General features: G+C 73.6%; 19 protein-coding genes. 7 read left to right on the top strand and 12 right to left on the bottom strand.

The annotated features are described in order from the left end of the window. Positions 1-71 precede the first annotated feature (71 nt). Both ACGGAQ_RS27455 and ACGGAQ_RS27450 read right to left on the bottom strand, forming a co-directional pair. Complete coding sequence (locus ACGGAQ_RS27455) at positions 72-815, bottom strand: YidC/Oxa1 family membrane protein insertase (RefSeq protein WP_393054010.1); 744 nt, start codon at positions 813-815, stop codon at positions 72-74. A gap of 98 nt (positions 816-913) precedes the next feature. After that, complete coding sequence (locus tag ACGGAQ_RS27450) at positions 914-1,207, bottom strand: DUF6412 domain-containing protein (protein WP_354860455.1); 294 nt, start codon at positions 1,205-1,207, stop codon at positions 914-916. 207 nt (positions 1,208-1,414) lie between these two features. Between ACGGAQ_RS27450 and ACGGAQ_RS27445 the strand changes: the two genes are divergently transcribed. Genes ACGGAQ_RS27445 through ACGGAQ_RS27435 form a run of 3 tightly spaced genes read left to right on the top strand, consistent with a single transcriptional unit; the run spans position 1,415 to position 4,996 of the window. After that, entirely contained in the window at positions 1,415-2,551 is a 1,137-nt protein-coding gene (locus ACGGAQ_RS27445; protein ID WP_393054007.1) for a glutamate--cysteine ligase, read from the top strand. 24 nt (positions 2,552-2,575) lie between these two features. Further along, complete coding sequence (locus ACGGAQ_RS27440) at positions 2,576-3,955, top strand: FAD-dependent oxidoreductase (protein WP_393054004.1); 1,380 nt, start codon at positions 2,576-2,578, stop codon at positions 3,953-3,955. 27 nt (positions 3,956-3,982) lie between these two features. Continuing rightward, positions 3,983-4,996, top strand: coding sequence for a LacI family DNA-binding transcriptional regulator (locus tag ACGGAQ_RS27435; protein ID WP_393054002.1), 1,014 nt, complete (start codon positions 3,983-3,985; stop codon positions 4,994-4,996). Between the two features lie 111 nt (positions 4,997-5,107). On the opposite strand, the gene ACGGAQ_RS27430 is transcribed toward ACGGAQ_RS27435, so the two are convergent. The 4 genes from ACGGAQ_RS27430 to ACGGAQ_RS27415 form a co-directional block, all read right to left on the bottom strand. Further along, the gene (locus ACGGAQ_RS27430; RefSeq protein WP_393053999.1) at positions 5,108-6,061 is read right to left on the bottom strand and encodes a carbohydrate kinase; all 954 of its coding nucleotides are present in this window, start codon (positions 6,059-6,061) and stop codon (positions 5,108-5,110) included. Further along, positions 6,058-7,323 (bottom strand): AGE family epimerase/isomerase, encoded by a 1,266-nt coding sequence (locus ACGGAQ_RS27425; RefSeq protein ID WP_393053997.1) that lies wholly within the window; start codon positions 7,321-7,323, stop codon positions 6,058-6,060. Before ACGGAQ_RS27425 ends, ACGGAQ_RS27430 begins: the two co-directional genes overlap by 4 nt. Before the next feature lie 229 nt (positions 7,324-7,552). After that, positions 7,553-7,978, bottom strand: a complete 426-nt coding sequence (locus ACGGAQ_RS27420; protein WP_393053995.1) for a nucleoside deaminase — start codon at positions 7,976-7,978, stop codon at positions 7,553-7,555. After that, positions 7,975-8,826: an LLM class flavin-dependent oxidoreductase gene (locus ACGGAQ_RS27415; protein ID WP_393053993.1), complete on the bottom strand. Its 852-nt coding sequence runs from the start codon at positions 8,824-8,826 to the stop codon at positions 7,975-7,977. Before ACGGAQ_RS27415 ends, ACGGAQ_RS27420 begins: the two co-directional genes overlap by 4 nt. A gap of 75 nt (positions 8,827-8,901) precedes the next feature. On the opposite strand from ACGGAQ_RS27415, the gene ACGGAQ_RS27410 reads away from it, so the two are divergent. After that, complete coding sequence (locus tag ACGGAQ_RS27410) at positions 8,902-9,768, top strand: aminoglycoside phosphotransferase family protein (RefSeq protein WP_393053990.1); 867 nt, start codon at positions 8,902-8,904, stop codon at positions 9,766-9,768. 60 nt (positions 9,769-9,828) lie between these two features. Here ACGGAQ_RS27410 and ACGGAQ_RS27405 read toward each other — a convergent pair whose 3' ends face one another. After that, positions 9,829-10,638, bottom strand: coding sequence for an Fpg/Nei family DNA glycosylase (locus tag ACGGAQ_RS27405; RefSeq protein ID WP_393053987.1), 810 nt, complete (start codon positions 10,636-10,638; stop codon positions 9,829-9,831). Between the two features lie 270 nt (positions 10,639-10,908). Here ACGGAQ_RS27405 and ACGGAQ_RS27400 point away from each other — a divergent pair, with 270 nt between their 5' ends. The 3 genes from ACGGAQ_RS27400 (at position 10,909) to rocD (ending at position 14,453) form a co-directional block, all read left to right on the top strand. Next, positions 10,909-11,772, top strand: a complete 864-nt coding sequence (locus tag ACGGAQ_RS27400) for a thrombospondin (RefSeq protein WP_393053985.1) — start codon at positions 10,909-10,911, stop codon at positions 11,770-11,772. A gap of 654 nt (positions 11,773-12,426) precedes the next feature. After that, positions 12,427-13,242 (top strand): dimethylargininase, encoded by an 816-nt coding sequence (gene ddaH / locus ACGGAQ_RS27395; protein WP_354860482.1) that lies wholly within the window; start codon positions 12,427-12,429, stop codon positions 13,240-13,242. Then, positions 13,239-14,453 carry an ornithine--oxo-acid transaminase gene (gene rocD / locus ACGGAQ_RS27390; protein WP_393053982.1) on the top strand — a complete coding sequence of 405 codons (1,215 nt, stop codon included), beginning with the start codon at positions 13,239-13,241 and terminating at the stop codon, positions 14,451-14,453. The genes ddaH and rocD overlap by 4 nt, the downstream gene beginning before the upstream one ends. Positions 14,454-14,588: 135 nt before the next feature. Here the strand turns inward: rocD and ACGGAQ_RS27385 are convergent, their stop codons facing one another. From ACGGAQ_RS27385 to cutA, 5 genes are all read right to left on the bottom strand, one after another. Continuing rightward, positions 14,589-15,743: an FHA domain-containing protein gene (locus ACGGAQ_RS27385; protein WP_354860473.1), complete on the bottom strand. Its 1,155-nt coding sequence runs from the start codon at positions 15,741-15,743 to the stop codon at positions 14,589-14,591. Then, positions 15,740-16,033, bottom strand: a complete 294-nt coding sequence (locus ACGGAQ_RS27380) for a 4a-hydroxytetrahydrobiopterin dehydratase (protein WP_393053979.1) — start codon at positions 16,031-16,033, stop codon at positions 15,740-15,742. Before ACGGAQ_RS27380 ends, ACGGAQ_RS27385 begins: the two co-directional genes overlap by 4 nt. Positions 16,034-16,157: 124 nt before the next feature. Then, positions 16,158-17,210, bottom strand: coding sequence for a fatty acid desaturase family protein (locus tag ACGGAQ_RS27375; protein WP_393053977.1), 1,053 nt, complete (start codon positions 17,208-17,210; stop codon positions 16,158-16,160). A gap of 134 nt (positions 17,211-17,344) precedes the next feature. Then, entirely contained in the window at positions 17,345-20,779 is a 3,435-nt protein-coding gene (locus ACGGAQ_RS27370; RefSeq protein WP_393053974.1) for an SCO7613 C-terminal domain-containing membrane protein, read from the bottom strand. Positions 20,780-20,826: 47 nt separating this feature from the next. Continuing rightward, positions 20,827-21,147 carry a divalent-cation tolerance protein CutA gene (gene cutA, locus ACGGAQ_RS27365; RefSeq protein WP_234590601.1) on the bottom strand — a complete coding sequence of 107 codons (321 nt, stop codon included), beginning with the start codon at positions 21,145-21,147 and terminating at the stop codon, positions 20,827-20,829. Positions 21,148-21,189: the final 42 nt, after the last annotated feature.

The raw sequence follows: 21,189 nt of genomic DNA, 5'->3' as shown, positions 1-21,189 counted from the left end.
TCTGCGGGGACGGGTCGAGAGAGCGCTCTCTCAGAGTTGTACGTCCCGCCGAAACAGTTGTCAACGTCGATCTATGTGGCGCTCGCCGGAGCCGCCTGCGGCCGGCGGAGAACCGCCTGCTCCAGCGCCGACCAGGCGGTAGTCGTCACCAGGTAGATCACTGCCGCGAGCGGCAGCACCAGCGCCACCAGCACGGTCGTGAACGGCAGCAGGGGCAGCAGCCGGCCGAGCGTGGCGGCGCCCGGCCCCTCGGTGGGCGTACCGGCCACCGTGCCGACCGCCGCCGACGCCCGGCGTGCCCGCCGCGACGACCACCAGGCCAGCACCAGCAGCGCGACCAGCAGGACGACGAAGAGCGGCCCGGCCGCCCCGGCCAACCCGTCGCTCACGTGATGGCCCAGCGGCACCCCGGCCAGCCGCTCGTCCAGCAGCCCCGTGCCGCCCTCGTCGGTGGCGAACAGCCGGTACAGCACGAGCAGGAACGGCGCCTGGAGCAGCAACGGCAGGCAGCCGGCGACCGGGTTCGCGCCGGCCGAGCGGTACAGCGCGAACACCTGGCGCTGGAGGGTCGCCGGGTCGTCGGCGTACCGCTGCTGGAGATCGCGCACCTGGGGGGCGAGCGCCGCGCGGCGCCGTTCCCCGCGGACCTGCGCGACGGTCAGCGGTGTGATGAGCAACCGGACGGCGATGGTGAGCAGCACGATGGCGGCGACTGTCGCCGTGCCACCGGCCAACGGTTCGAGCAGATCGGTGAGCCAGGACAACGCGGTGCCGGCGGCGCCGACGACGTCGTGCAGTGGTGCGAAGGCGAGCATGGGAAACCCCTCGGTCCGATTCCGGTGGGTCCTCCCCGGCGGTGGCCGCCGGCATGAAGGACCGGTGACTGTGGGATCGGCCGCGCGGCGGTGTGGCGCTACGCGGCGAAGGGGCGTCCGGGTGCGCGGGGGCGAGGTCGTCCGGCGGCGTCCGGGTCGATCTGGCGGGGCACTCGGCGACCTCGGGCACGGGCGCGTAGCCCGGCCCAGCGTCGTGCGACGCCCGTTGCCCCCGCGTGGGCGGGCACGTGCGCGGCGAGCAGCGCGGCGAACAGGACCAGGGCGGTCAGGGCGGCCCCCGCCAGCAGGTCGGCCGGGCGGTCCGCCAGCATGGTGAGCTGGGCGAACGCGGACATCCACGCGACCCAGAGGAAACCCAGCGGCACCGGCACGGGCTCAGCATAGGACGGGCTGTCACGCCGCCCGGCCGAATCACGATCGCCCCGATCGGCCGATCCGCGCGGCACCACGCGCCAGTTGTGGCCGACACGCGCGGGCAGCGCGCCGTCGCACGTTTCCGAGCGTTGCCACTGTGGGTAACCAAGCGGCCGACCGACGCGGACGGACCGCAGACGGCAGAAACGGACGGTGGTGTCGCGATGACGGGCCAGGTGGCGGAGGCACCCAGCGGGACGACCGCGGGGACCGATGTGCTCACCGTGGGTGTCGAGGAGGAGTTTCTGCTCGTCGACCCGCACACCGGAGCCGCGGTGCCCGCCGTCGACCTGGTGCTGGAGCAGGTGCCGGCGGAACTGCGCGGTCAGGTGGAGCGCGAGTTCCAGACCAGCCAGATCGAGATCGGCAGTCCGCCCGGCCTTGAGCTGTCCTCGATCCGGCACTCCCTCGGCGTACTGCGTAAGGCCCTCGCCGACGCGGCCGAGCGGGCCGGCGTACGACTGCTGGCCATCGGCACCGGTCCGGTGGACGGCCCGGTGCCGCCGGTGGTCGACAAGCCCCGCTTCGACCGGATGATCGAACGTTTCCGGCTGCTCGTTCCCGGCCCTGGCAACAACGGCATGCACGTGCACGTGGGCGTCCCCGATCCGGAGACCGGCGTGCAGGTGCTCAACCACGTCCGGCCGTGGCTGCCGATGCTGCACGCCATCACCACCAACTCGCCGTTCGCTGGCGGTGAGGACACCGGCTACGCGAGCTGGCGCTCGGTGGAGTGGGAGCGCTGGCCGTCGGTGGCGCCGACGCCCTTCTTGGAGTCGCACGAGCACTACCAGCGGCTGATCCGTCAGTTGATCTCCAGCGGGGTGATGCTCGACGAGGGGATGCTCTACTGGTACGCCCGGCTGTCGGCGAAGTACCCGACCGTGGAGCTGCGGATCGGCGACGTCTGCCCGACGGTGGACGATGCGGTGCTGGTCGCCGCGCTGGTCCGGGCACTCGTGGCCACCGCCATGGCCGACGTCGAGGCCGGCCGGCCGGCCCTGCGTACGGACCACCACCTGCTGGTCGGCGCGCACTGGAGGGCCGCCCACGACGGCCTCGAGGGCGACGGCGTCGACGTCACCACCGGCGAGCTGCGCCCGGCCTGGGAACTGCTGGACCGGTTCGTGGAGCGGATGCGGCCGGCGTTGGAGCAGCACGGCGACTGGGCGGAGGTGTCCGACCTGTTGGGCGGGCTGCGCCGCCACGGCACCGGCGCGGCCCGGCAGCGTGCCGTGTACGCCCGTACCGGACGGCTCGTCGACGTGGTGCAGGACGTGGCGCGACAGACCCGCGGCTGAACACGCCCGTGACAGGATGATCCCGTGGCGCAACGACTGATCGTCATCGGCGGGAACGCCGCCGGCATGTCGGCGGCGTCCCAGGCGCGACGCCGCCGGGGCCATGAGGACCTGGAGATCGTGGTCTTTGAGCGCGGTCACTTCACCTCCTACTCGTCGTGCGGCATCCCGTACTGGATCAGCGGGGTGGTGTCCGGCCCGGAGGAGCTGATCGCGCGGACACCGGAGACGTTCCGCACGAAGTTCGCCGTGGACGTCCGGATGCGGCACGAGGTGACGGCCATCGACCTCGAACGGCGCGAGGTGGTCGCCCGGGACTCCGAGGGCGGCCGCGAGGTCCGCGAGCGCTTCGACGACCTGGTGTACGCCGCGGGCGCGGTGCCGGTGCAGCCACCGTGGGCGGACACGGACGCCGGCGGCGTGTTCGGGATGCAGACCCTCGACGACGGTGCGGCCCTGCGCGCCTGGCTGGACGCCGAGCCGCAACCGCGCCGGGCCGTGGTGATCGGTGGCGGGTACATCGGCGTCGAGATGGCCGAGGCGCTGATCGAGCGCGGCCTCGCGGTGACCCTGGTCGAGGCGGGCGAACAGCCCATGGCGACGGTCGACGGCGACATGGCCGAACTGGTCGCCGAGGCCATGCGCGGCCTCGGCGTCACGATCCGCACCAGCCTGCCGGTGACCGGCCTGGAGCAGCGGGACGGCCGGGTGTCCGCGGTGGTCACGGCCGAGGGGCCGATGCCGACCGACGTGGTCGTGCTGGGTCTGGGCGTACGCCCGAACACCGCGCTCGCCACGGCTGCCGGCTTTCCGATCGGGCCCACCGGCGGCGTCCGGGTGGACCGCCGGATGCGGGTGCCGGGGCTGCCCGGAGTCTGGGCCGTCGGCGACTGCGTGGAGACGCTGCACCGGGTCAGCGGAATGCCTGTGCACGTGCCGCTGGGCACGCACGCCAACAAGCAGGGCCGGGCTGCCGGCATCAACATCGGCGGCGGGTACGCGACCTTCCCGGGCGTGATCGGCACGGCGGTGACCAAGGTCTGCGACCTGGAGGTGGGTCGGACGGGCCTGCGCGAGCGGGAGGCCGAGGCGGCCGGTTTCGAGTTCGTCTCGGTGGTCGCCGAGTCGACCAACCGGGCTGGCTACTACCCCGGCGCGCGGAGGATGACCGTCAAGCTGATCGCCGAGCGACCCAGCGGCCGGCTGCTCGGCGCGCAGATCGTCGGCTGGTCCGAGGCGGCCAAACGGATCGACACGTTGGCCGTCGCACTGTGGAACGGCATGACGGTGGATGACATGACCGCGCTCGACCTCGGCTACGCTCCGCCGTACGCGCCGGTCTGGGATCCGGTGCTGATCGCCGCCCGAAAGGCGGTCGACGCGCTCGCCGCTCTCGACCGCTGACCCGCGCCCGCCGTGGAGGACCACCCCGTGACCCAGACTCCGACCAGGTCGGCCGCCCGCCGACGCCCGACCATGGTCGATGTCGCCCGGCACGCCGGGGTCAGCCTGAAGACGGTCTCCCGGGTGGTCAACGACGAGCCGGTGGGACAGGAGCTGCTCGGCCGTGTGCTGGCCGCCATCGCCGAGCTGGGTTTCCGCCGCAACGACATCGCGCGCAACCTGCGCTCGCGCCAGCTCAACGCCACCGTCGGGCTGCTGATCGAGGAGATCGCCAACCCGTTCTACGCCACCATCGCGAGCGTCGCCGCCGAGATCGCCGCCGCGCACGGCACCATGTTGATCACCGCGTCCTCGGAGGAGGACCCGGAACGGGAACGCGCCGTCCTCCAGGACTTCACCCAGCGCCGGGTCGACGGGCTGCTGGTGGTGCCGGCCGGTCCCGACCACTCCTTCCTGCGCCGCGAGGTCGAGCTGGGCATGCCGGCGGTCTTCCTGGACCGGCCGCCGCAGGGACTGGTCGCGGACGCCGTGCTGCTGGACAACCGAGGTGGCGGCCGGGCCGGGGTCGGCGCACTGCTCGACGAGGGGCACCGGCGGGTGGGTCTCCTGCTCGGCGCGCCGAGCGTTCCCACCATGCGTGAGCGGCTGGTCGGCGCGCGGGCCGCGCTGGCGGCGGCCGGAGTCGAGCCGGACGACTCGCTGGTCCGCGACCGCCTGATCGCTCCCGAGGACGCCGGCCGGGCGGTCGCCGCGCTGCTCGACCTCCCCGACCCGCCCACCGCGTTCTTCTGCGGCAACAACCGGCTCACCGTCGGCGCCCTCGCGGAGCTGCACCGCCGGGGCAGCGACGCGGCGTTGGTCGGCTTCGACGACTTCGAGCTGGCCCACCTGATGCCCCGGCCGTTGACCGTCGTCGGATACGACACGCGGGAGCTGGCCCGCGTGGCGACGGAGCGCCTGTTCCAACGCATAGCCGGCGACGACTCCCCGCCGACGACGACGGTCCTCCCCACCCGCCTCCTACGCCGCGGCCTCTCCTAACCCCCACCCCACCCCCACGGCGATCATGGACTTGTGGTGCCTCGCGTATGCCGCGAAGTGGTGGTGAACGCCCACCACAAGTCCATGATCGACCCCGGGCAGGGCGGCGGGTCAGGTTGCCGTGGTCAGGAGAGCTTCGACCTCTGCTCGGGTCGGAGGGCTGGCGCCTCGGCGGGCGCAGGTCAGCGCGGCCACCGTCGCGGCCTGGCGCAGCACCGCGCTCCACTGCTGCTCGGTCACCGCGGCGAGCCGGTCGGCCGGCCGGTCACCGAGCGCGTCGATGTCGGCCAGCGCGGCCAGCAGGCCACCGGTGAACGAGTCGCCCGCGCCGACGGTGTCGACCACTGTGGTGCGTACCGCCGGTTGTTCGTGCAGTGAACCGTTCGGGGCGAGCAACCACGCGCCCTCGCCGCCCCGGGTGACCACCGCACAGGACACCCCGGCCTCGCGCCATTCGGCCAGCACGTCGCCGATCGAGCGGCCCGGGTAGAGCCAGGCCAGATCCTCGTCGCTGGCCTTGACCAGGTGCGCGAGGCGGATCTGGCGGCGTACCCGCTCCTGCTCCGCGGCCCGGTCGGTGACGATGCTCGGGCGGAGGTTGAGGTCGATCGAGATGGTCAGCCCGTCGCGGTCGCGTTCGCGGGTGAGTAGGCCCTCCAGCACCTGCGCGCCGGGCGCGAGCGCGAGGGCGAGCGACCCGGTGTGCAGAGCCGTCGCCGACGAGCCGGCCAGGTCGGGCAGCTCCTGCGGGGTCCACTGCCAGTCCGCCGCGCCGTCGAGCCGGAACTCGTAGCTGGCCTGCCCGGCGGTGCTCAGGGTGGCCACCGCCACCGAGGTGGGCTCCTCGGCGCGGACCGCCCACCGCAGGTCCACCCGGTTGGCCGCCAGGTGCTCGGCAATCTGCCGGCCGTACTCGTCGGGGCCGAGCCGGGCCAGCAGCCGCACCGGCTCGTCGAGCCGCGCCAGGGTGACCGCCACGTTCGCCGGGGACCCACCCGGCACCGCCCGCTGCCCCTCGGCGGTGACCACCAGGTCGATGAGGGCCTCGCCCGCCACCACGATCATGCGGTCACCGTGCCGGGGGCGAGCGGGCCGGGACCACCGAGCGCGCCGGCCGAGCGGGACAGCAGCACCGCCTGGTACGCGTGGTAGACGTCCGGCCGGCCGTGCCAGACCGTGTCGACGGGCAGGTTCCGCTCGTCCAGCTCGTGCCGCCAGCCGGTGCCGTCGATCAGGTAGCGGCGCGCGTACGCCCAGAAGACCCGGTACCAGTCGGCGTAGACGGCGTCCCCGGTGCGGCGGTGCAGGGTGACCGCCGCGCCGATGGCCTCGGCCAGCACCCAGTGCATCCGGGAGCGGACCACCGGCCGGTCGTCCCAGTCGATCGTGTAGACGAAGCCGTCGGCGCCGTCGACCGCCCAGCCGCGCCGCACGGCAGCGGCGAAGAGGGTACGGGCGTCGGCGAGCAGCCAGCCCGGCGGCTGCGGCAGGACCGCCTCCAGTTCCAGCAGCAGCCGGGCCCACTCCAGCCAGTGGCCCATCGTCGAGCCGTACGGCCGGAACGGGTCGGCGGGCTGGTCCCGGTTGTAGTCGAGCAGGGGCGTCCAGTCGGCCGTGAAGTGCTCGGGCAGCCGCCAGTCGTGCCGGGCGGCCTCGGTGTGCACGAGGTGGGTGGCGATCCGCAGGGCCCGGTCGGTCCAGCTCGCGTCGCCGGTGGCGGCGGCCGCGGCGAGGAACGCCTCGACCATGTGCATGCTGCTGTTGGCGCCGCGGTAGTCCTCGGTGACCGTCCAGTCCCGGTTCCACGATTCGCGGACCGCGCCTGCGTCGTCGTCCCAGAACCGGTCCCGCACCACGGTCAGCACGTCGGCGAGCAGGCGGTCCGCGCCGGGTCGCCCGGCCCGGGCGGCGCTGGACGCGGCGAGCAGCACGAACGCGTGGTCGTACCCGGCCTTGCGCTCGTCGGTCGGCGTGCCCTGCTGGTCCACGGCAGCGAACCAGCCGCCGTACCGGTCGTCGCGCAGCAGCGTGCTGAGCGCGGCGACGCCGTGGTCGACGAGGGCGGCGGCATCCGGGTCGCCGTTGCGGTGGGCGAGCGCGGCCACGTGGGTCATCCGGCAGGTGATCCAAGTGTAGATGGGTTCGCCACGATCCGGGGTGCGGTCGTCGGTGAGCCACCAGAACCCGCCCTCGGGGCGGACCGCGCGGCGGGCCGTGTCGAGCAGCGTGTGGGTCTGGTCGGCGAGGAACCCGTCCAGGTCGGGCAGGTCGGGTGACCCTGCCGGGGCAGGGGTCGTTTCGGCGTCGGAGCGGGGCACGTCGGTCATCTCAGCTGGTCACCGTCGAGGAGCGAAGGGGCATACGGCAAGGATCGGCGGACGAACCGGGTCCGCGCCGGCAAACCCGCTTACGGTACGCCGGGAGCCGGCCGTCCGACCGCGGTGCGACACGGAGGGAATCATGAGGGGCCATATCCCTTTTTGTCCGTTGACATCGTTGTCACTCATCAACCCTGCTCCGGCAGCTGGGCCACTGTCAACTTCCGGTGCGCTGCGACTAGTAGTAGTTGTCAATCGGCTGGCGTGCCTCGTCGAACAGCGCCGGCCCCTCGTAGCGGACCGGAGGCAGCGCCGGGGTGGCCGGCTTGACCTCCTCGAACTGCTCGCCGGACAGGGCGTACACCACCCGACCGAGGCCGGACCGGTCGATCGCTGTCGCGCACATCGCGCAGGGCTGGCAGCTGGTGAACATGGTGGTGCCGGCGGCCACCTCGGGCGAGAGTTCCCGAGCGGCCCAACGGGCCAGCTTCAGTTCCGGATGAGCCGTGATGTCCGCGTCCGAGACCACGGTGTTGTGATCCTCGATCAGAACGGTGCCGTCGGCGTCGACAAGCAACGAGCCGAACGGCCGTTCGCCGGAGGCCCCCGCCTGGCTGGCGAGTTCGACGGCGCGGCGGAGAAAGGTCTCGTCCTCGGGTGTCATCGGTCCTCCTGAGATGAGTGGTACGCGGCCACGGCCGCAAGGGTCCGCCAGGCACGTTCGGGCTGACGGATCTCGGTCAGGTCGTCGTTGAACGGGTCGAGCACCACCGTCTCCGCGCCGAGCAGACGGATCTGGTCGAGGTCGGCGATGATCTGGTCGATGGTGCCGACACCGGCGAGCCGGTCCGGGGAGGTGACCGGTTCACGAGCCTCCCGCAGTGCGATGCGCGGCACCAACGGGGGCACCTGACGACCCAGTTCACCGGCGATGACCGACAGCCGTGCGGCCGCCTCGGCCAACCCTGCCGGCGTGAACCGCAACGGATGCCAGGCATCGCCGAGCAGCACCGCGCGGCGCATGCCGGCGTCGCTGTTGCCACCGACCCAGATCGGGATCGCACCGGTGTCGTAGTCGTCGGTGTCCTGCCAGGCGGCGCGCATGACGCGCAGGTAGTCGTCGGTCAACGCGCCGCGCCGCCCGAACGGCACGCCGAGCGCCTCGAACTCCTGCCGGGCCCAGCCGACGCCGACACCGAGCACGAGCCGGCCGCCGCTGAGCCGGTTGAGGTTCGCCGCCATCCGGGCGGTGAGCAGCGGATGCCGGTACGGGACGATGAGCACCGTGGTGCCGAGCCGGACCCGGCGGGTCACCCCGGCCAACCAGGACAGCGTGGTGAACGGTTCGTAGAACGGCGCAGGATACTGCTCGGCCACGTCCGGGGTCACCACGATGTGGTCGGAGACCATCAGCAGGTCGAAGCCGAGGCCCTCGACCGTCTGCGCCCACTGTCGCAGCATCTCGGGATCCGTGCCCGGGGCGAAGTTCGGTACGTTCACGCCAATCCGCACGGGTCCCACGCTAGCCACAGTGGACCCGGCACGCGAACACCGTTGTAGCACGGTGGATGCCACGGGAGGGGCTGGATGGATCTGCCGGAGGGACTCGGTTGGATACGGGGGTCAGCGGTCGGTCGGGCCTGGCTGGCCGCACTTCCGACGTTGCTGGCGGAGTGCGCCGAACGGTGGTCGCTGCGACTGGGCCCGCCCTTTGAGTACGCGTACGCCTCGCTGGCGCTCCCCGCCGACCTGCCCGACGGCACGGCGGCGGTGCTCAAGCTCCAGTACCCGACCGAGGACAGCCAGCACGAGGCCCAGGCGCTGGCCCACTGGGACGGCGACGGCGCGGTCCGGCTGCTCGCGCACGACCCGCAACGGCACGCCCTGCTGGTGGAACGCTGCCAACCCGGCACGCCGCTGTACGAGCTGCCGCTGGACCGCGCACTGGACGCGGCGATCCACGTGCTGCCCCGGCTCTGGCGGCCGGCCGGCACGCCGTTCACCCCGCTCGCCGAGGAGGTCGCCGGCTGGCTCGACCGGATTCCCCGGAGTTGGGAACGGACCGGCCGGCCGTACGAGCGGCGGCTGCTCGACGCGGCGTGCGCCAGGCTCGTCGACCTGGCGTCGAGCCAGGGCGAGCAGGTGCTCGTCAACCAGGACCTGCACGCCGGCAACGTGCTCGCCGCCGACCGCGAGCCCTGGCTGGTGATCGACCCGAAGCCGCTGAGCGGCGAACGGGAGTTCTCGGTCGTGCCGCTCGTGCGCGGTCAGGAGCTGGGCCACTCGCCGGCCGCCGTCCGGCACCGGCTGCACCGGCTCAGCAGCGACCTCGGGCTGGACGCCGACCGGGTCCGGGGTTGGACGATCGGCCACACGATGGCCTGGAGCATCGACGGCGAGGTCGTCTTTCCGCACGAGATCGAGGTGGTCCGCTGGCTGCTCGACGGCGACTGACGCCCGGCCCTGCGGCCACGCCGGCCCCGCGTCCCGCGATCAAGCGCGGGCGGCGGCCGGTCAGCCGGCCTGGCAGGTGCGGCACCAGTAGAGGTTGCGGCCGGCCAGTTCCCCGCGACTGACCTCGGTGCCGCAGATGTGGCAGGGCGCGCCGGGGCGGCGGTAGACGTACACCTCGCCGCCGTGGCGGTCGACCCGCGGCGGTCGCCCCATCGCCTCCGGCAGGTGGACGTCCCGGACCGTGTCGATCCGACCGTGCCGCAGGGCGAGGCGCATCAGCTCGACCAGGTCGACCCAGAGCGTGTCCCAGCCGGCGCGGGTCAGGTCGCGGCCCGGCATCGTCGGCGACAACCCGGCCCGGAACAGCGCCTCGGTCACGAAGATCAGCCCGGTGCCGGCCACCACCGACTGGTCCAGCAGCAGCGCCGCGAGGGGCGTGGGGCTGCGGGAGATCCGGGCGTACGCCCGCTCGGGATCGGCGTCGGCACGCAGCGGATCCGGCCCGAGGCGCTCGCGCAGGGCGGTGACCTCGGGCGGGGTGAACAGCTCGCAGGCGGTAGGCCCGCGCAGGTCGAGCCAGTGCCGGTCGCTGGCCAGCCGCAGCCGCACCTGGCCGACGGGATCGGGCGGCTCCCCCGGCCCGTCGGTGAACTTCCCGTACAGGCCGAGGTGCACGTGCAGGGTCAGCTCGCCGGCGTAGTGGTGCAGCAGGTGCTTGCCGTACGCCTCGGTGCTCTCCAGGACCGTGCCGGAGAGCCGGGCCGCGCCCTCGGCGAAGCGGCCCTGCGGGCTCGCGGCGTGCAGCTTGTCCCCGGCGAACAGCTCGGCGTGCCGGGCCGCCAGGCGATGAATGGTGTGTCCCTCTGGCACGGGACCCAAGGATAGTCAGCGGCAGCCGGCCGGGCCGAATGAGCAGTGCGGACACGTCAGCCCAGGCGCTGCTCCTTGACGTCGGCCACGAACGACGCCCAGGCGCGCGCAGGGAAGACCAGAGCGGCCCCGGTGCGGGGCAGGTCGGTCCGCGCGTGATGGGCGTACCCGGAATTGGTGTCAGGAAACGCCCAACGGGGTAGTTGAGGGCGGTACCGCGTGGGTGCCACCCGTTCCGTCGGCCACCACGCATTCATCAGGAGGTGTGTAGTGGTCAGGATTCCTTCGCTGTCCCGCCGGTCCGAGCCGGCGCCGACGCGGGACGAGAACCTCGACGGGCGCGTCGACGGCAACGACACCCCGGTCGCCGACCGGGACAGCAGCACGGCGGTCACCGACACCGGCCGGTCCGACGACGTCACCGGCCGACCGGTGGCAACCGACCGGGACGCCGACCAGACGACGTACCGCAGCACGACGGCGACCGGCGACCAGGTCGGCGAGGCCGAGCGGCGTGCCGCGGAGCGCGCTGCCGTGGCCCGCGCGGCCACCGCCCGCCCGGCGGAGGGCGACTCCCGGCCCGGCGCGGTCCGGTCGGACGGCCCGACCCGGGCGAGCAGCGCCGCGGCGACCGCCCCGACCATCGAGCGCGACACCGACCTCGACCGGACGACCCGACGCCCCGAGAGCGACACGGACCTCGACCGGACGACCCCGCGGCCCGCCCCGACCGACCGCGTCGTGACCGACCGCCCGGTCGACGCGACCCCCGGCCACACCGAGCCGGAGCCGCCGGTGACGCGCGGCCCGAAGCCCCGGGCCAGCCTGCTCGCCACCCTCGGCCTGATCGTCTCCGTCGCCGGTGCGCTGTTCGTGCTGACTGGCACCCTGGCCGGGTACGGCATCGGGCTCGGCGCGTTCGGCGCGGTGCTCTCGGTGCTCGGCCTGATGGCCACCCGCCGCCGGCACGTCGCCGGCAAGACCGACGCGCTGTTCGGCGTGCTCATCGGGCTCGCGGCGGTGGTGATCGGCGTGCTGGCGATGACCGGTCAGTTCGACTGGCCGACCACCGACGGCGACTGGGTGCAGCGCTTCCGCGAGTGGCTCGACTCACAGTTTGTGGACCGTTTCTAGCGGGCACTGTTCGGGCCGCCGGTGATGCACCGGCGCGGCCGGCGGTTCGCCGGCAGCCCGCAGGTGGTTCACCGATCGGGCAACACCCTTTCAGGGGCGGCGATTCGCCGCCCCTGAAGTGTGTCCGGGGTCCGCACAGGCCGTCTCCAGGAGGGGACAGCGCGCGCACCCGCGCCTCCCTCCGCTCCCTCTCTTGAGCCCCTCTCCGCCTCTCTTCCTCTTCCTCCTCTTCCTTCTCGCTCCTGCCTTCCGGCTCACCTTCCTCCTCCTTCGTCCTTTGCTCTGCTTCACCCCAGGCAACACGTTGCGTCCGATTACCGGACGGCAGGTGTTGCCTCCGCTGAAGCAGAGCAAAGGATGCGACCACTGCCCCCGCAGCCGGCCCGCACGTTGACCCGCAGACGGACGGTGTCACGCACACGAACGGTGTCGTCGCACAGGCCACGTCGGGTGACGCGGAGCACCAGCCAGCCCTGGCCGGCCCATCTACGCAACGAATCGCGGCCGCGCAGGCCTCACACGCAACGGATCTGCGGTCTGCGCAAGTTCTGATGGTGGATCCTGCCGCTGGGGCCGCATAGCGTTGAGCAACGGCGCCAGCCCGTGGGCCACGGTGGCCGGGCGCGCCCGACCCCTGGGAGCAGGACAATGACGATGGACGCCACCAGCCAGCGCCTGTTGATGTGCCGGCCGACGTACTTCGCCGTCGACTACGCGATCAACCCGTGGATGGACCCGAGCGCTCCGGTCGACGCCGCGCTGGCCGTCCGGCAGTGGGAGCAGCTGCGCCAGACGTACCTTGACCTGGGCCACACCGTCGAGGAGATCACTCCGGTGCCCGGCCTGCCCGACATGGTCTTCGCCGCCAACGGCGGCACCGTGATCGACGGCAAGGCGATGGCCGTGCAGTTCCGCGACCCGCAGCGCGCCGACGAGGCCCCGGCCTACCGGGCCTGGTTCGAGGCCGCCGGCTTCGAAATGTACGACCCGAAGCACGTCAACGAGGGCGAGGGCGACGTCCTGCTGGCCGGTGACCACCTGCTCGCCGGCACCGGCTTCCGCACGGCGCACGCCTCGCACGCCCAATTGCAGGAGGTCTTCGGCTACCCGGTGATCACCATGCAGCTCGTCGACCCGCGCTTCTACCACCTGGACACCGCGCTGACCGTGCTCGACGAGCGGACCGTGGCGTACCTGCCGGAGGCGTTCTCCCCCGGCAGCCAGGCCGTGCTGCGCCGGCTCTTCCCCGACGCGGTGCACGCCACCATGGCCGACGCCGAGGTGCTGGGCCTGAACGCGGTCAGCGACGGACGGCACGTCGTGCTGCCCGCGCAGGCCACCGACCTGGCCGCCAAGCTGCGCGACCGGGGCTACGAGACCATCGGTGTCGACCTGTCCGAGCTGCTCAAGGCCGGCGGCGGACCGAAGTGCTGCACGCTGCGACTCCGTCAGGGAAAGGCAAGCAAGTGATCGAGGACATGCTGCGGACCCCGTCCGCCGTCCGGGACGCGGAGAAGTACACCGCGCACAACTACCACCCGCTGCCGGTGGTGATCTCGTCCGCCGAGGGCGCCTGGCTCACCGACGTGGACGGCCGCCGCTACCTGGACTGCCTGGCCGGCTACTCGGCGCTGAACTTCGGCCACCGGCACCCGCAACTCATCGCCGCCGCGCACGCCCAACTGGATCGGCTGACGCTGACCAGCCGCGCGTTCATCCACGACCAGTTCGCCGACTTCTGCCGGGAGTTGGCCGAGCTGTGCGGCAAGGACCTCGTGCTGCCGATGAACACCGGCGCGGAGGCGGTGGAGACCGGGATCAAGGTGGCCCGCAAGTGGGGCTACCAGGTCAAGGGCGTCACCCCGGGCCAGGCCAACATCGTGGTCGCCGAGGGCAACTTCCACGGCCGGACGACCACCATCGTGAGCTTCTCCACCGACGAGGACGCCCGCGCCGACTTCGGGCCGTACACCCCGGGCTTCACTGTCGTGCCGTACGGCGACCTGGACGCGCTGACCGCCGCGATCGACGAGAACACGGTGGCGGTGCTGCTGGAGCCGATCCAGGGCGAGCAGGGCGTGGTGGTGCCGCCGGAGGGCTACCTGCCGGGCGTACGACAGGTCTGCACCGAGCGGAACGTGCTCTTCATCGCCGACGAGATCCAGTCGGGTCTGGGGCGTACCGGTCGGACGTTCGCCTGTGACCACGAGGGCGTCGTGCCGGACATGTACCTGCTGGGCAAGGCGCTCGGCGGCGGCATCGTGCCGGTCTCCGCGGTGGCCGCGAACGCCGACGTGCTCGGCGTGCTCAAGCCCGGCCAGCACGGCTCCACCTTCGGCGGCAACCCCCTCGCGTGCGCGGTGGCGATCGAGGTCGTCCGGCTGCTGGCCACCGGCGAGTTCCAGCGCCGCTCGGCCGAGCTGGGCGAGCGGCTGCGGGCCGGCCTGGAAGGGCTGGTCGGCAAGGGCCTCGTCGGGGTACGCGTGCGCGGCCTGTGGGCCGGGCTGGACATCGACCCGGCCCTGATGAGCGGCCGGGAGGCGTGCGAGCGCCTGATGGAGCGCGGCGTGCTCGCCAAGGACACCCACGGCTCCACCATCCGGCTCGCCCCACCCCTGGTCATCACCGAAGAGGAGATCGACCTTGCGGTGGCGAAGCTGGCCGAGGTACTGACCGCCTGACCTCGCGTTGATCATGAAGTTATTGCCCGCTGCCGCGGCGTGTCGTGGCAATAACTTCATGATCAACCGGGGTCGGCGCGGTGCGGCGGCACTGGGCGGGAGGCGGGCGCCGGGTTCGGCGCCCGCCTCTTCGCGTTAGGGGCGGGGTAGGCGCATTGCCATCGTGGGGGCCTCGGCCATCACCGAGGTGGGGGTGAACGGGGCGCCGGTTGGCAACTCCTCGGCGCGGCCGATCTGCACGCCGGGGTATAGCTCGATCATGTCGTTCTCGCCCAGCACCCGGGACTGCTGCGGGGCCAGGGGGATCCGGTCCGCCTCGTTCATCGACCCGGCCGGCCGGATGCCGGAGCCGTTGGTGCTGACGTCGGTCACGATGACCTCGCCGACCCGCAGCTCGAAACGGACGTGACCCCGGCTGATCCACCGCCGGGCCTCGTCGTTGAGCCACTGGCCGAGCATGATCCCGCCCTCCTGCTCGGGCGCCCGACCGGCCACCACCGGCTGCTCCTCGCTCAGCACGAACCGCCGCCGGACCAGGCCACCCACCCGCACGGCCAACACCTCCGTACGCGGACGCGGGCCGCCGTCGCCGAGGCGTGCGCCGTGCCGCGGGCAGGTCGGCACGCCGTTGCGCAGCGAGGGCGGCGGCTGGGCGGCCGGGCTGCGGTCCGCTCCGCCGGCCAGGTCGGCGAACGCGCCACCCCCGCCACCGCCGCCGAACAACGCGCAGCCCGACTCGGGGCAGCGCCACTGTCGGGCCAGCAGCTTCGCACCGGTCGGCGAACGCTTGCCGGCGACCGGCGCATGCCCGCCGCCCACGTGCGCGATGAACACCGGCCCACCGGCGCCCGGCACCGGAGCGACCACCCGGCCGGGCTGCTCGACCAGCCACGGGAACCGCCCACGCAGCCCGTCGAAGCGCACCCGGGTGAGCACCGGAAGGCCGAGCAGGTCGGCGACCTCCAGCATCCGGTCCCCCGGGTTGTCGAGCACCTCGACGAGCCCATCGTCGGCCCAGCGGCGAACCACCATCCGCTCGTTCGAGGTCAGGTCGGCGTCGGAGAGCAGCGCCCGGTGCACCACGGCGTACACCTGGACGCTGTCCTCCTCCAGCTCGCGGGAGAGCGCGTCGATGACCATGCCGAGGCGCAGCAGGCTCGCCGGCCGGCCACCGTCGATGTCCTGGTAGCGGATGATCTCGGCCAGGTCGAGTACCGCGCGGGCCAGCGACGGGTCGGTGCAGACCCGCCCCTCGATGGCGTCCAGAACCTTGCTGATCTCGAATCTCATGCCGCACTCCGGACGATGTCGTCAATCCGCCGGGCCAGCTCGATGTCCCGGTGGGTGACCCCGCCGGTCGAATGCGTGACACAGCGGAAGGTCAGGGTCCGCCATCGGATGTCGATGTCGGGATGGTGGTTGAGCTCCTCGGCCACCGCCGCCACCCGGTCCACCACCGCGATGGCGTCCGGGAAACTGCCGAGCTGGACGGTGCGGCCGATGCCGGTCGGGTCACCCGACCAGTCGGCCAACCCGCCCAGCTCTTTCCGCACCGCGTCCGCGGTGAGCAGGTCTGCCATGACCAGACCCTACCGGTGGCGCGTCCAGCGGGCCGTACGCGCCACCGCCAGTTGACGCACGCAGACGCCGGCGGGGCGGCATCACCCGATGCCGCCCCGCCGGTAGGTCTCACGTCAGCCGTGTTCAGCCGCGCAGCGGCCGGCCCACCTCGTGCAGGTGGCCGAGCGCCTGCCGGTACGACTCGATCAGCCCGGTCTCCGCGTACGGGATGCCCTGCTCGACGCAGTAGGCGCGGACGATCGGCTGCGCCCGGCGCAGGTTCGCCCGGGGCATGTTCGGGAACAGGTGGTGCTCGATCTGGTAGTTGAGCCCGCCCAGCGCGGTGTCGACCAGCCGGCTGCCCCGCACGTTGCGTGAGGTCAGCACCTGCTTGCGCAGGAAGTCCAGCTCGTCCTCGGCGGTCGGCATCGGCATGCCCTTGTGGTTCGGCGCGAACGCGCAGCCCATGTAGAGGCCCCACAGCCCCTGGTGCACGGCGGCGAAGAGCAGCGCCTTGCCCGGCGACATGACCGCCAGCAGCAGCGCCACATAGCCGGCGGTGTGCGCGACGAGGAGCCCCGCCTCGACCGCGCGGTGCCGCATCGGGGTCGCGTACCGGCCACTCTGCTCCCGGCCGATGATGGCCCGGATGCTCGCCACGTGCAGGCTCAGACCCTCAAGGAAGAGCAGCGGAAAGAAGAGGTACGCCTGCCGGCTGGCCATCCAGCGGTGTGCGCCTCGGGTCTCCAGCGCCTGTTCGGGAGTCCACACCAGGGCGCCCGCGCCGACGTCCGGGTCCTCGTCCTCGTGGTTCGGGTTGGCGTGGTGCCGGTTGTGCTTGTCGACCCACCAGCCGTAGCTGATCCCCACTGCCGCGTTGCCGGCGACCAGCCCGACGACCTGGCTGGGACCGCGTCGCCGGAACATCTGGCGGTGCCCGGCGTCGTGACCGAGGAACGCGACCTGGGTGGTGGCCACCGCCATCACGGCCGCGAGCGCCACCTGCCACCAGGAGTCGCCGACCAGGAACACGGCGACCCAGCCGGCCACGAAGGCGCCGAGGGTGAGCACGAGGCGGGCAACGTACGAGGCAGGTCGCCGCTCCAGCAGGCCGGCCTGACTGATCCGTCGGGACAACTGTGCGTAATCACTACCCCGCCGTCGTACCGGCGGTTCCGCCACCGCTCCGAGCGCCATTACTGCTCCTGTCCCGCTTGCGCCCGAACCAGGATGGTTCGGGGTCAATGTCAGTCTCCCCGCATCGGTTGCGGTGAGTAACCCTGACAACCCCCGGATGGGGGGTAGGGCGGGCCCTACCCCCCGGCCCCGGTTCAGCCCAGCCGGGCCACCGCGGCGCGCAGTCGGGCCAGGTCACGACGCCGCCGCTCGTAGCTGGCGGCCAGCCCGATCAGCGCCAGCCCGCCGACGCCCAAGTAGATCCACCGGGGCAGCAGGTCCCAGCCACGGGCGATCTCGTGCAGCGCCAGGACGGCCAGCACCGCACCGCCGAGCAGCACCGGGGCCTGCCAGCGGCGGGTGGCGCCGGCCAGCACCGCGCCCAGCGCCGCCGCGCCGAGCAGCAACCGTCGCCACGGCTGCGGATCCGGCCCGGCCAGCACCGACACCAGGCTCGGCAGCAGCGCCGCGACCAGCCCTGGGCCGAGCGCCGGCCAACTGGTCAGCCCTGGCCGGGTACGCAACGCCAGCAGGCCCGCGCCGAGGGCGAGCCCCGCAGCCGGCAGCGTGTACGCCTCCAACACGCTCACCCCACCGGCGGCGAGCAGCACCCACGCCCCGATCAGCTCGCTGCCCGCAGCGATCGCGGCGAACCGCCACCGTCGACCGGCCGGCTCCCCCCGGCGCAGCAGCCGCAGCGCGACGGCCGTCCCCCACAGCACGCAGACGGTCGCGAGCTCCTGCGCCACCTCGACGGTGAGCGCGGCAGCCACCCCCGCCACCGCCTGCGCGGCGGTATCCAGCACCCGCCCGACCGGTGCCGGCCGCCGGCTGGCCAGGGCCGCGGCGGCGAGGACCAGCACGGCCACCCCCAGCAGCGGGTACGCCGCCGCCCGCAACTCCAGCCCGTTGGCGAACGGAGCGGTCACCGCCAGCGCGCACGCCGCTCCCACGGCCGCGAGGCTTCCGACGACACGCGCCTCGACCATCCGCGCCCCGACGGCGACGATCACCGCCGTCACCAGCAGCGTGCCCTCGGCCGCGAGCGTGCCGGCCCGGGTGGCCAGGAGCACCGCCACGCCGGCCACGGCCAGCGCCACCCCCACGGGCACGGCGATCGACGCGAGCGCCGGGCGAGGCGCCGCCAGGGCGGCGAGCAGCAGCGCGGACACCCCGGCGAGCAGGGTGGCGGCCGGCAGCACCGGCCAGGGCACACCGATCGCGACGAGCAGCACCGGCAGCGCGGCGGCGGCGAACGGCAGGCCGGCCAGCAGCGGTGGGCGCACCCGCCCACCGGCCAGCGCTGCGGCCACCGCCAACGCGACCAGCGCCAGCCCGGTGGGGAACAGCCCCCGATCGGCGGTCGCGGTCGGCGCCCCGGACCAGACCGACCCCGGGACGCCGTACGGGATGACCAGCGCGATGAGGATCGTCGGCAGCGCGGCCAGCACCGCGACCCCCGCCAGCACGACACCCGACGCTCGCAGCAGACCCCCGATCGCCGACGGCCCCCCGACAGCCGTCTGCTTTGCGGGACCGTCCGGCGCGTCGCCGAGCGCCGGCAGGCCCCAGCGGGCGACGAGCGCGACGCCCAGCGCCGCCAGCGCGGCGTACGGCGTCACGGGCTCGTTCCCCGCCGCCACCAACGGCGCGACCCCGGCCGCGAGCACCGCGACCACGGCGCCCGTCACCGCGTACCCGATCAGGCCGACCCGGTGGCGACGCACCGCGAGCGCCGCGACCAGCGACAGCCCGGCGGCGAGCAGCGCGGCCCGGGCCTGCCACCAGGGCTGCACGCCGGCCGCGAAGAGCGACACCGCGGCGATGGCGGGCAGCGCCAGGTGCGCGGCCAGCAGACCGACACCCGCCACCCGTCGGTACGGCCCGTCGGCCGTCCGCACCGCCAGCGCCACCCCGAGCACGGTGCTGATGCCCAGCACCACCACGACGCCGAGCGGATCGGCCAGGGCCACCAGCAGCGCGTGCCCGATCAGGACGGCGCCGCCGGCCGCCCAGCCGAGCAGGGTGGCCGGTCGGGTCGTCGGGCGGGCCAGTACGGCGAGCACCAGAGCTACCCCGCCGGCCAGGTCCACGGCCACCACCGTCGCCCACGACGCCGTCCAGCCGATGGGCACGGCGAGCAGCACCACCACCGCGCCGGCCGTGGCCAGCCCCGCCCACGCGCGGCGGGGCAGCAACGACGCGGCCGCGCCCAGCGCCAGCGCCACGGCGGGCGCCACCTGCCAACCCCAGCTCAGATCCGGCCCCCACCCGGCCCCGTGCCAGGGCGGCAGCGACCGGGCGGCGGCGGCCACCGCCAACACACCGGCGATCGCCACCGCGACCTGCGCCGCACCGGCCGCGACCAGCAGCGCGCCAGAGCGCGGCCCGGGACGCCAGCTGGTCGGCAACAGCCGTACCGCCCCGGCCAGGACGAGCGCGACCGTCGCCGCCGCGAGCAGCAGCAACGACGGCCGCAGCTCACCCACCGGGCGCAGCACCGCGGCGGCGAGCACCGGCATCAGCAGGCCGGCCGCCACCGCCCGCGGCGCCGTGCCGCCGACCAGCAACGCCGCGACGAGCCCGGTCACCGCGACCAGCAGCATCGGCACGCCGGCCAGCAACGGCGACCCCGCCGACCGCCCCAGCACCAACGGCACCACCGCACACGCGGCGGCGCCGACCAACGCGCCGACGTGACCCAGCCCGGCGAGCACCCGACCGGCGAGCCGGCGCGCGTCGTTCCCATCGCGCAGCGCGACCAGCACCGCCAGATTCAGCACGGCCACCCCGAGCAGCACCAGCACCCAGCCGTCCGCGCCGGGGTTGGCCTGCGCCGCGAGCAACGGCAGCACCGGTTGCGCGACCACGAGGCCGGCGAACCACGGCCCGGTCAACCCGCTCAACCGGCCATACGCCACGAAGACCGCCGCGCTGACTCCCCCGACCAGCGCGGCGTACCTGGTGCCCGGCCACCCGGTCACGTGACCCAGGTCCACCGACCAGGCGGCGTACCCGTCCAGCAGCACCAGCAGCAGTCCCACCGCGGCGAACGTCTCCGCTGTGCCCCGCAAACCCCGGCGGACCGCCAGCAGCGGGCCGGCCAGGACGAGCGCCGTGACCGCCGCCAGGATCAGCGCCCGGCCACCGACCCCCACCGACGCCCAGGCCACCGCGGTGAAGACCACGGCCGCAGTGCCGAGCAGAAGTCCACCGAGGACGAACAGCAACCCCTGGACCGTCCGGGTCGACGTCTCCGCCGCGCCGGGCGGCGCGTGCTCCACCACACGAAGGGGCGGCGGCGACGTGACGACCGGCGCCGGCCCGACGACCGGCGCCCCCGCCGCCAACCCCGCGCGGACGACCGCCGCCAGCTCGGCCCGCCGCTGCGAGGTGGCCGCCAGCCGACCAGCCAACTCGGTGTACGTCCGGTGTGCCCGCTCGACCTCCGGACCGAGCCGATCCACCTCCCGCCCCAGTCGGACCACCTCGGCCGCGATTCGGTCCGGCGGGCGGCGGCAGCCGGCGCAACCGGCGTTCAGGTCGGCCGGGGCGCCGCAGGCGGGGCAGGGATAGCGGGTGTCGTCCACCCGGTCATCATCGAAAACCGGCGGCGGACGGCCCAGAGTGCGCGTACCTAGGGTCGGGTGTGGTCGTGCACCCAGGCGGCGTACCCGGGATCACCACTGTCCACCCGCGACACCAGGATCTCCGGAACCTCGTACGGGTGGCTGGCCCGGATCTGGTCCACCAGCGCGGCCAACCGGTCCGGCGCGGTCTTGAACTGCACGGACCACTCGGTGCTCGTCTCCACCCCAGAGCGCCACCAGTAGGTGCTGTCCACCTGACCGCCGACCTGGGCACAGGCGGCGAGCCGCCCGGCGACGGCCGCGGCCGCCAGCACGTCCGCAACCGAACGCGCATCCACCACCGTCGTCACCACGCAGATCTGGTCCACGAGCGCACCCTACGCGGCGATGAGGTGCTGAGCCCGCTTTTC

Origin of the sequence: Micromonospora sp. NPDC047557, from assembly GCF_043205095.1 — a bacterium.
In the GTDB taxonomy this organism is placed as follows: Bacteria; Actinomycetota; Actinomycetes; order Mycobacteriales; family Micromonosporaceae; genus Micromonospora.
Note: the sequence above shows the minus strand (reverse complement) of the source record. Positions and strands in the feature narration are given on the sequence as shown.

Coding starts and splice junctions, on each gene's coding strand:
- ACGGAQ_RS27455 (WP_393054010.1), bottom strand. CDS start 815: ATGCTCGCCTTCGCACCACTGCACGACGTCGTCGGCGCCGCCGGCACC.
- ACGGAQ_RS27445 (WP_393054007.1), top strand. CDS start 1,415: ATGACGGGCCAGGTGGCGGAGGCACCCAGCGGGACGACCGCGGGGACC.
- ACGGAQ_RS27430 (WP_393053999.1), bottom strand. CDS start 6,061: ATGATCGTGGTGGCGGGCGAGGCCCTCATCGACCTGGTGGTCACCGCC.
- ACGGAQ_RS27425 (WP_393053997.1), bottom strand. CDS start 7,323: ATGACCGACGTGCCCCGCTCCGACGCCGAAACGACCCCTGCCCCGGCA.
- ACGGAQ_RS27420 (WP_393053995.1), bottom strand. CDS start 7,978: ATGACACCCGAGGACGAGACCTTTCTCCGCCGCGCCGTCGAACTCGCC.
- ACGGAQ_RS27410 (WP_393053990.1), top strand. CDS start 8,902: ATGGATCTGCCGGAGGGACTCGGTTGGATACGGGGGTCAGCGGTCGGT.
- ddaH (WP_354860482.1), top strand. CDS start 12,427: ATGGACGCCACCAGCCAGCGCCTGTTGATGTGCCGGCCGACGTACTTC.
- ACGGAQ_RS27385 (WP_354860473.1), bottom strand. CDS start 15,743: ATGAGATTCGAGATCAGCAAGGTTCTGGACGCCATCGAGGGGCGGGTC.
- ACGGAQ_RS27380 (WP_393053979.1), bottom strand. CDS start 16,033: ATGGCAGACCTGCTCACCGCGGACGCGGTGCGGAAAGAGCTGGGCGGG.
- ACGGAQ_RS27375 (WP_393053977.1), bottom strand. CDS start 17,210: ATGGCGCTCGGAGCGGTGGCGGAACCGCCGGTACGACGGCGGGGTAGT.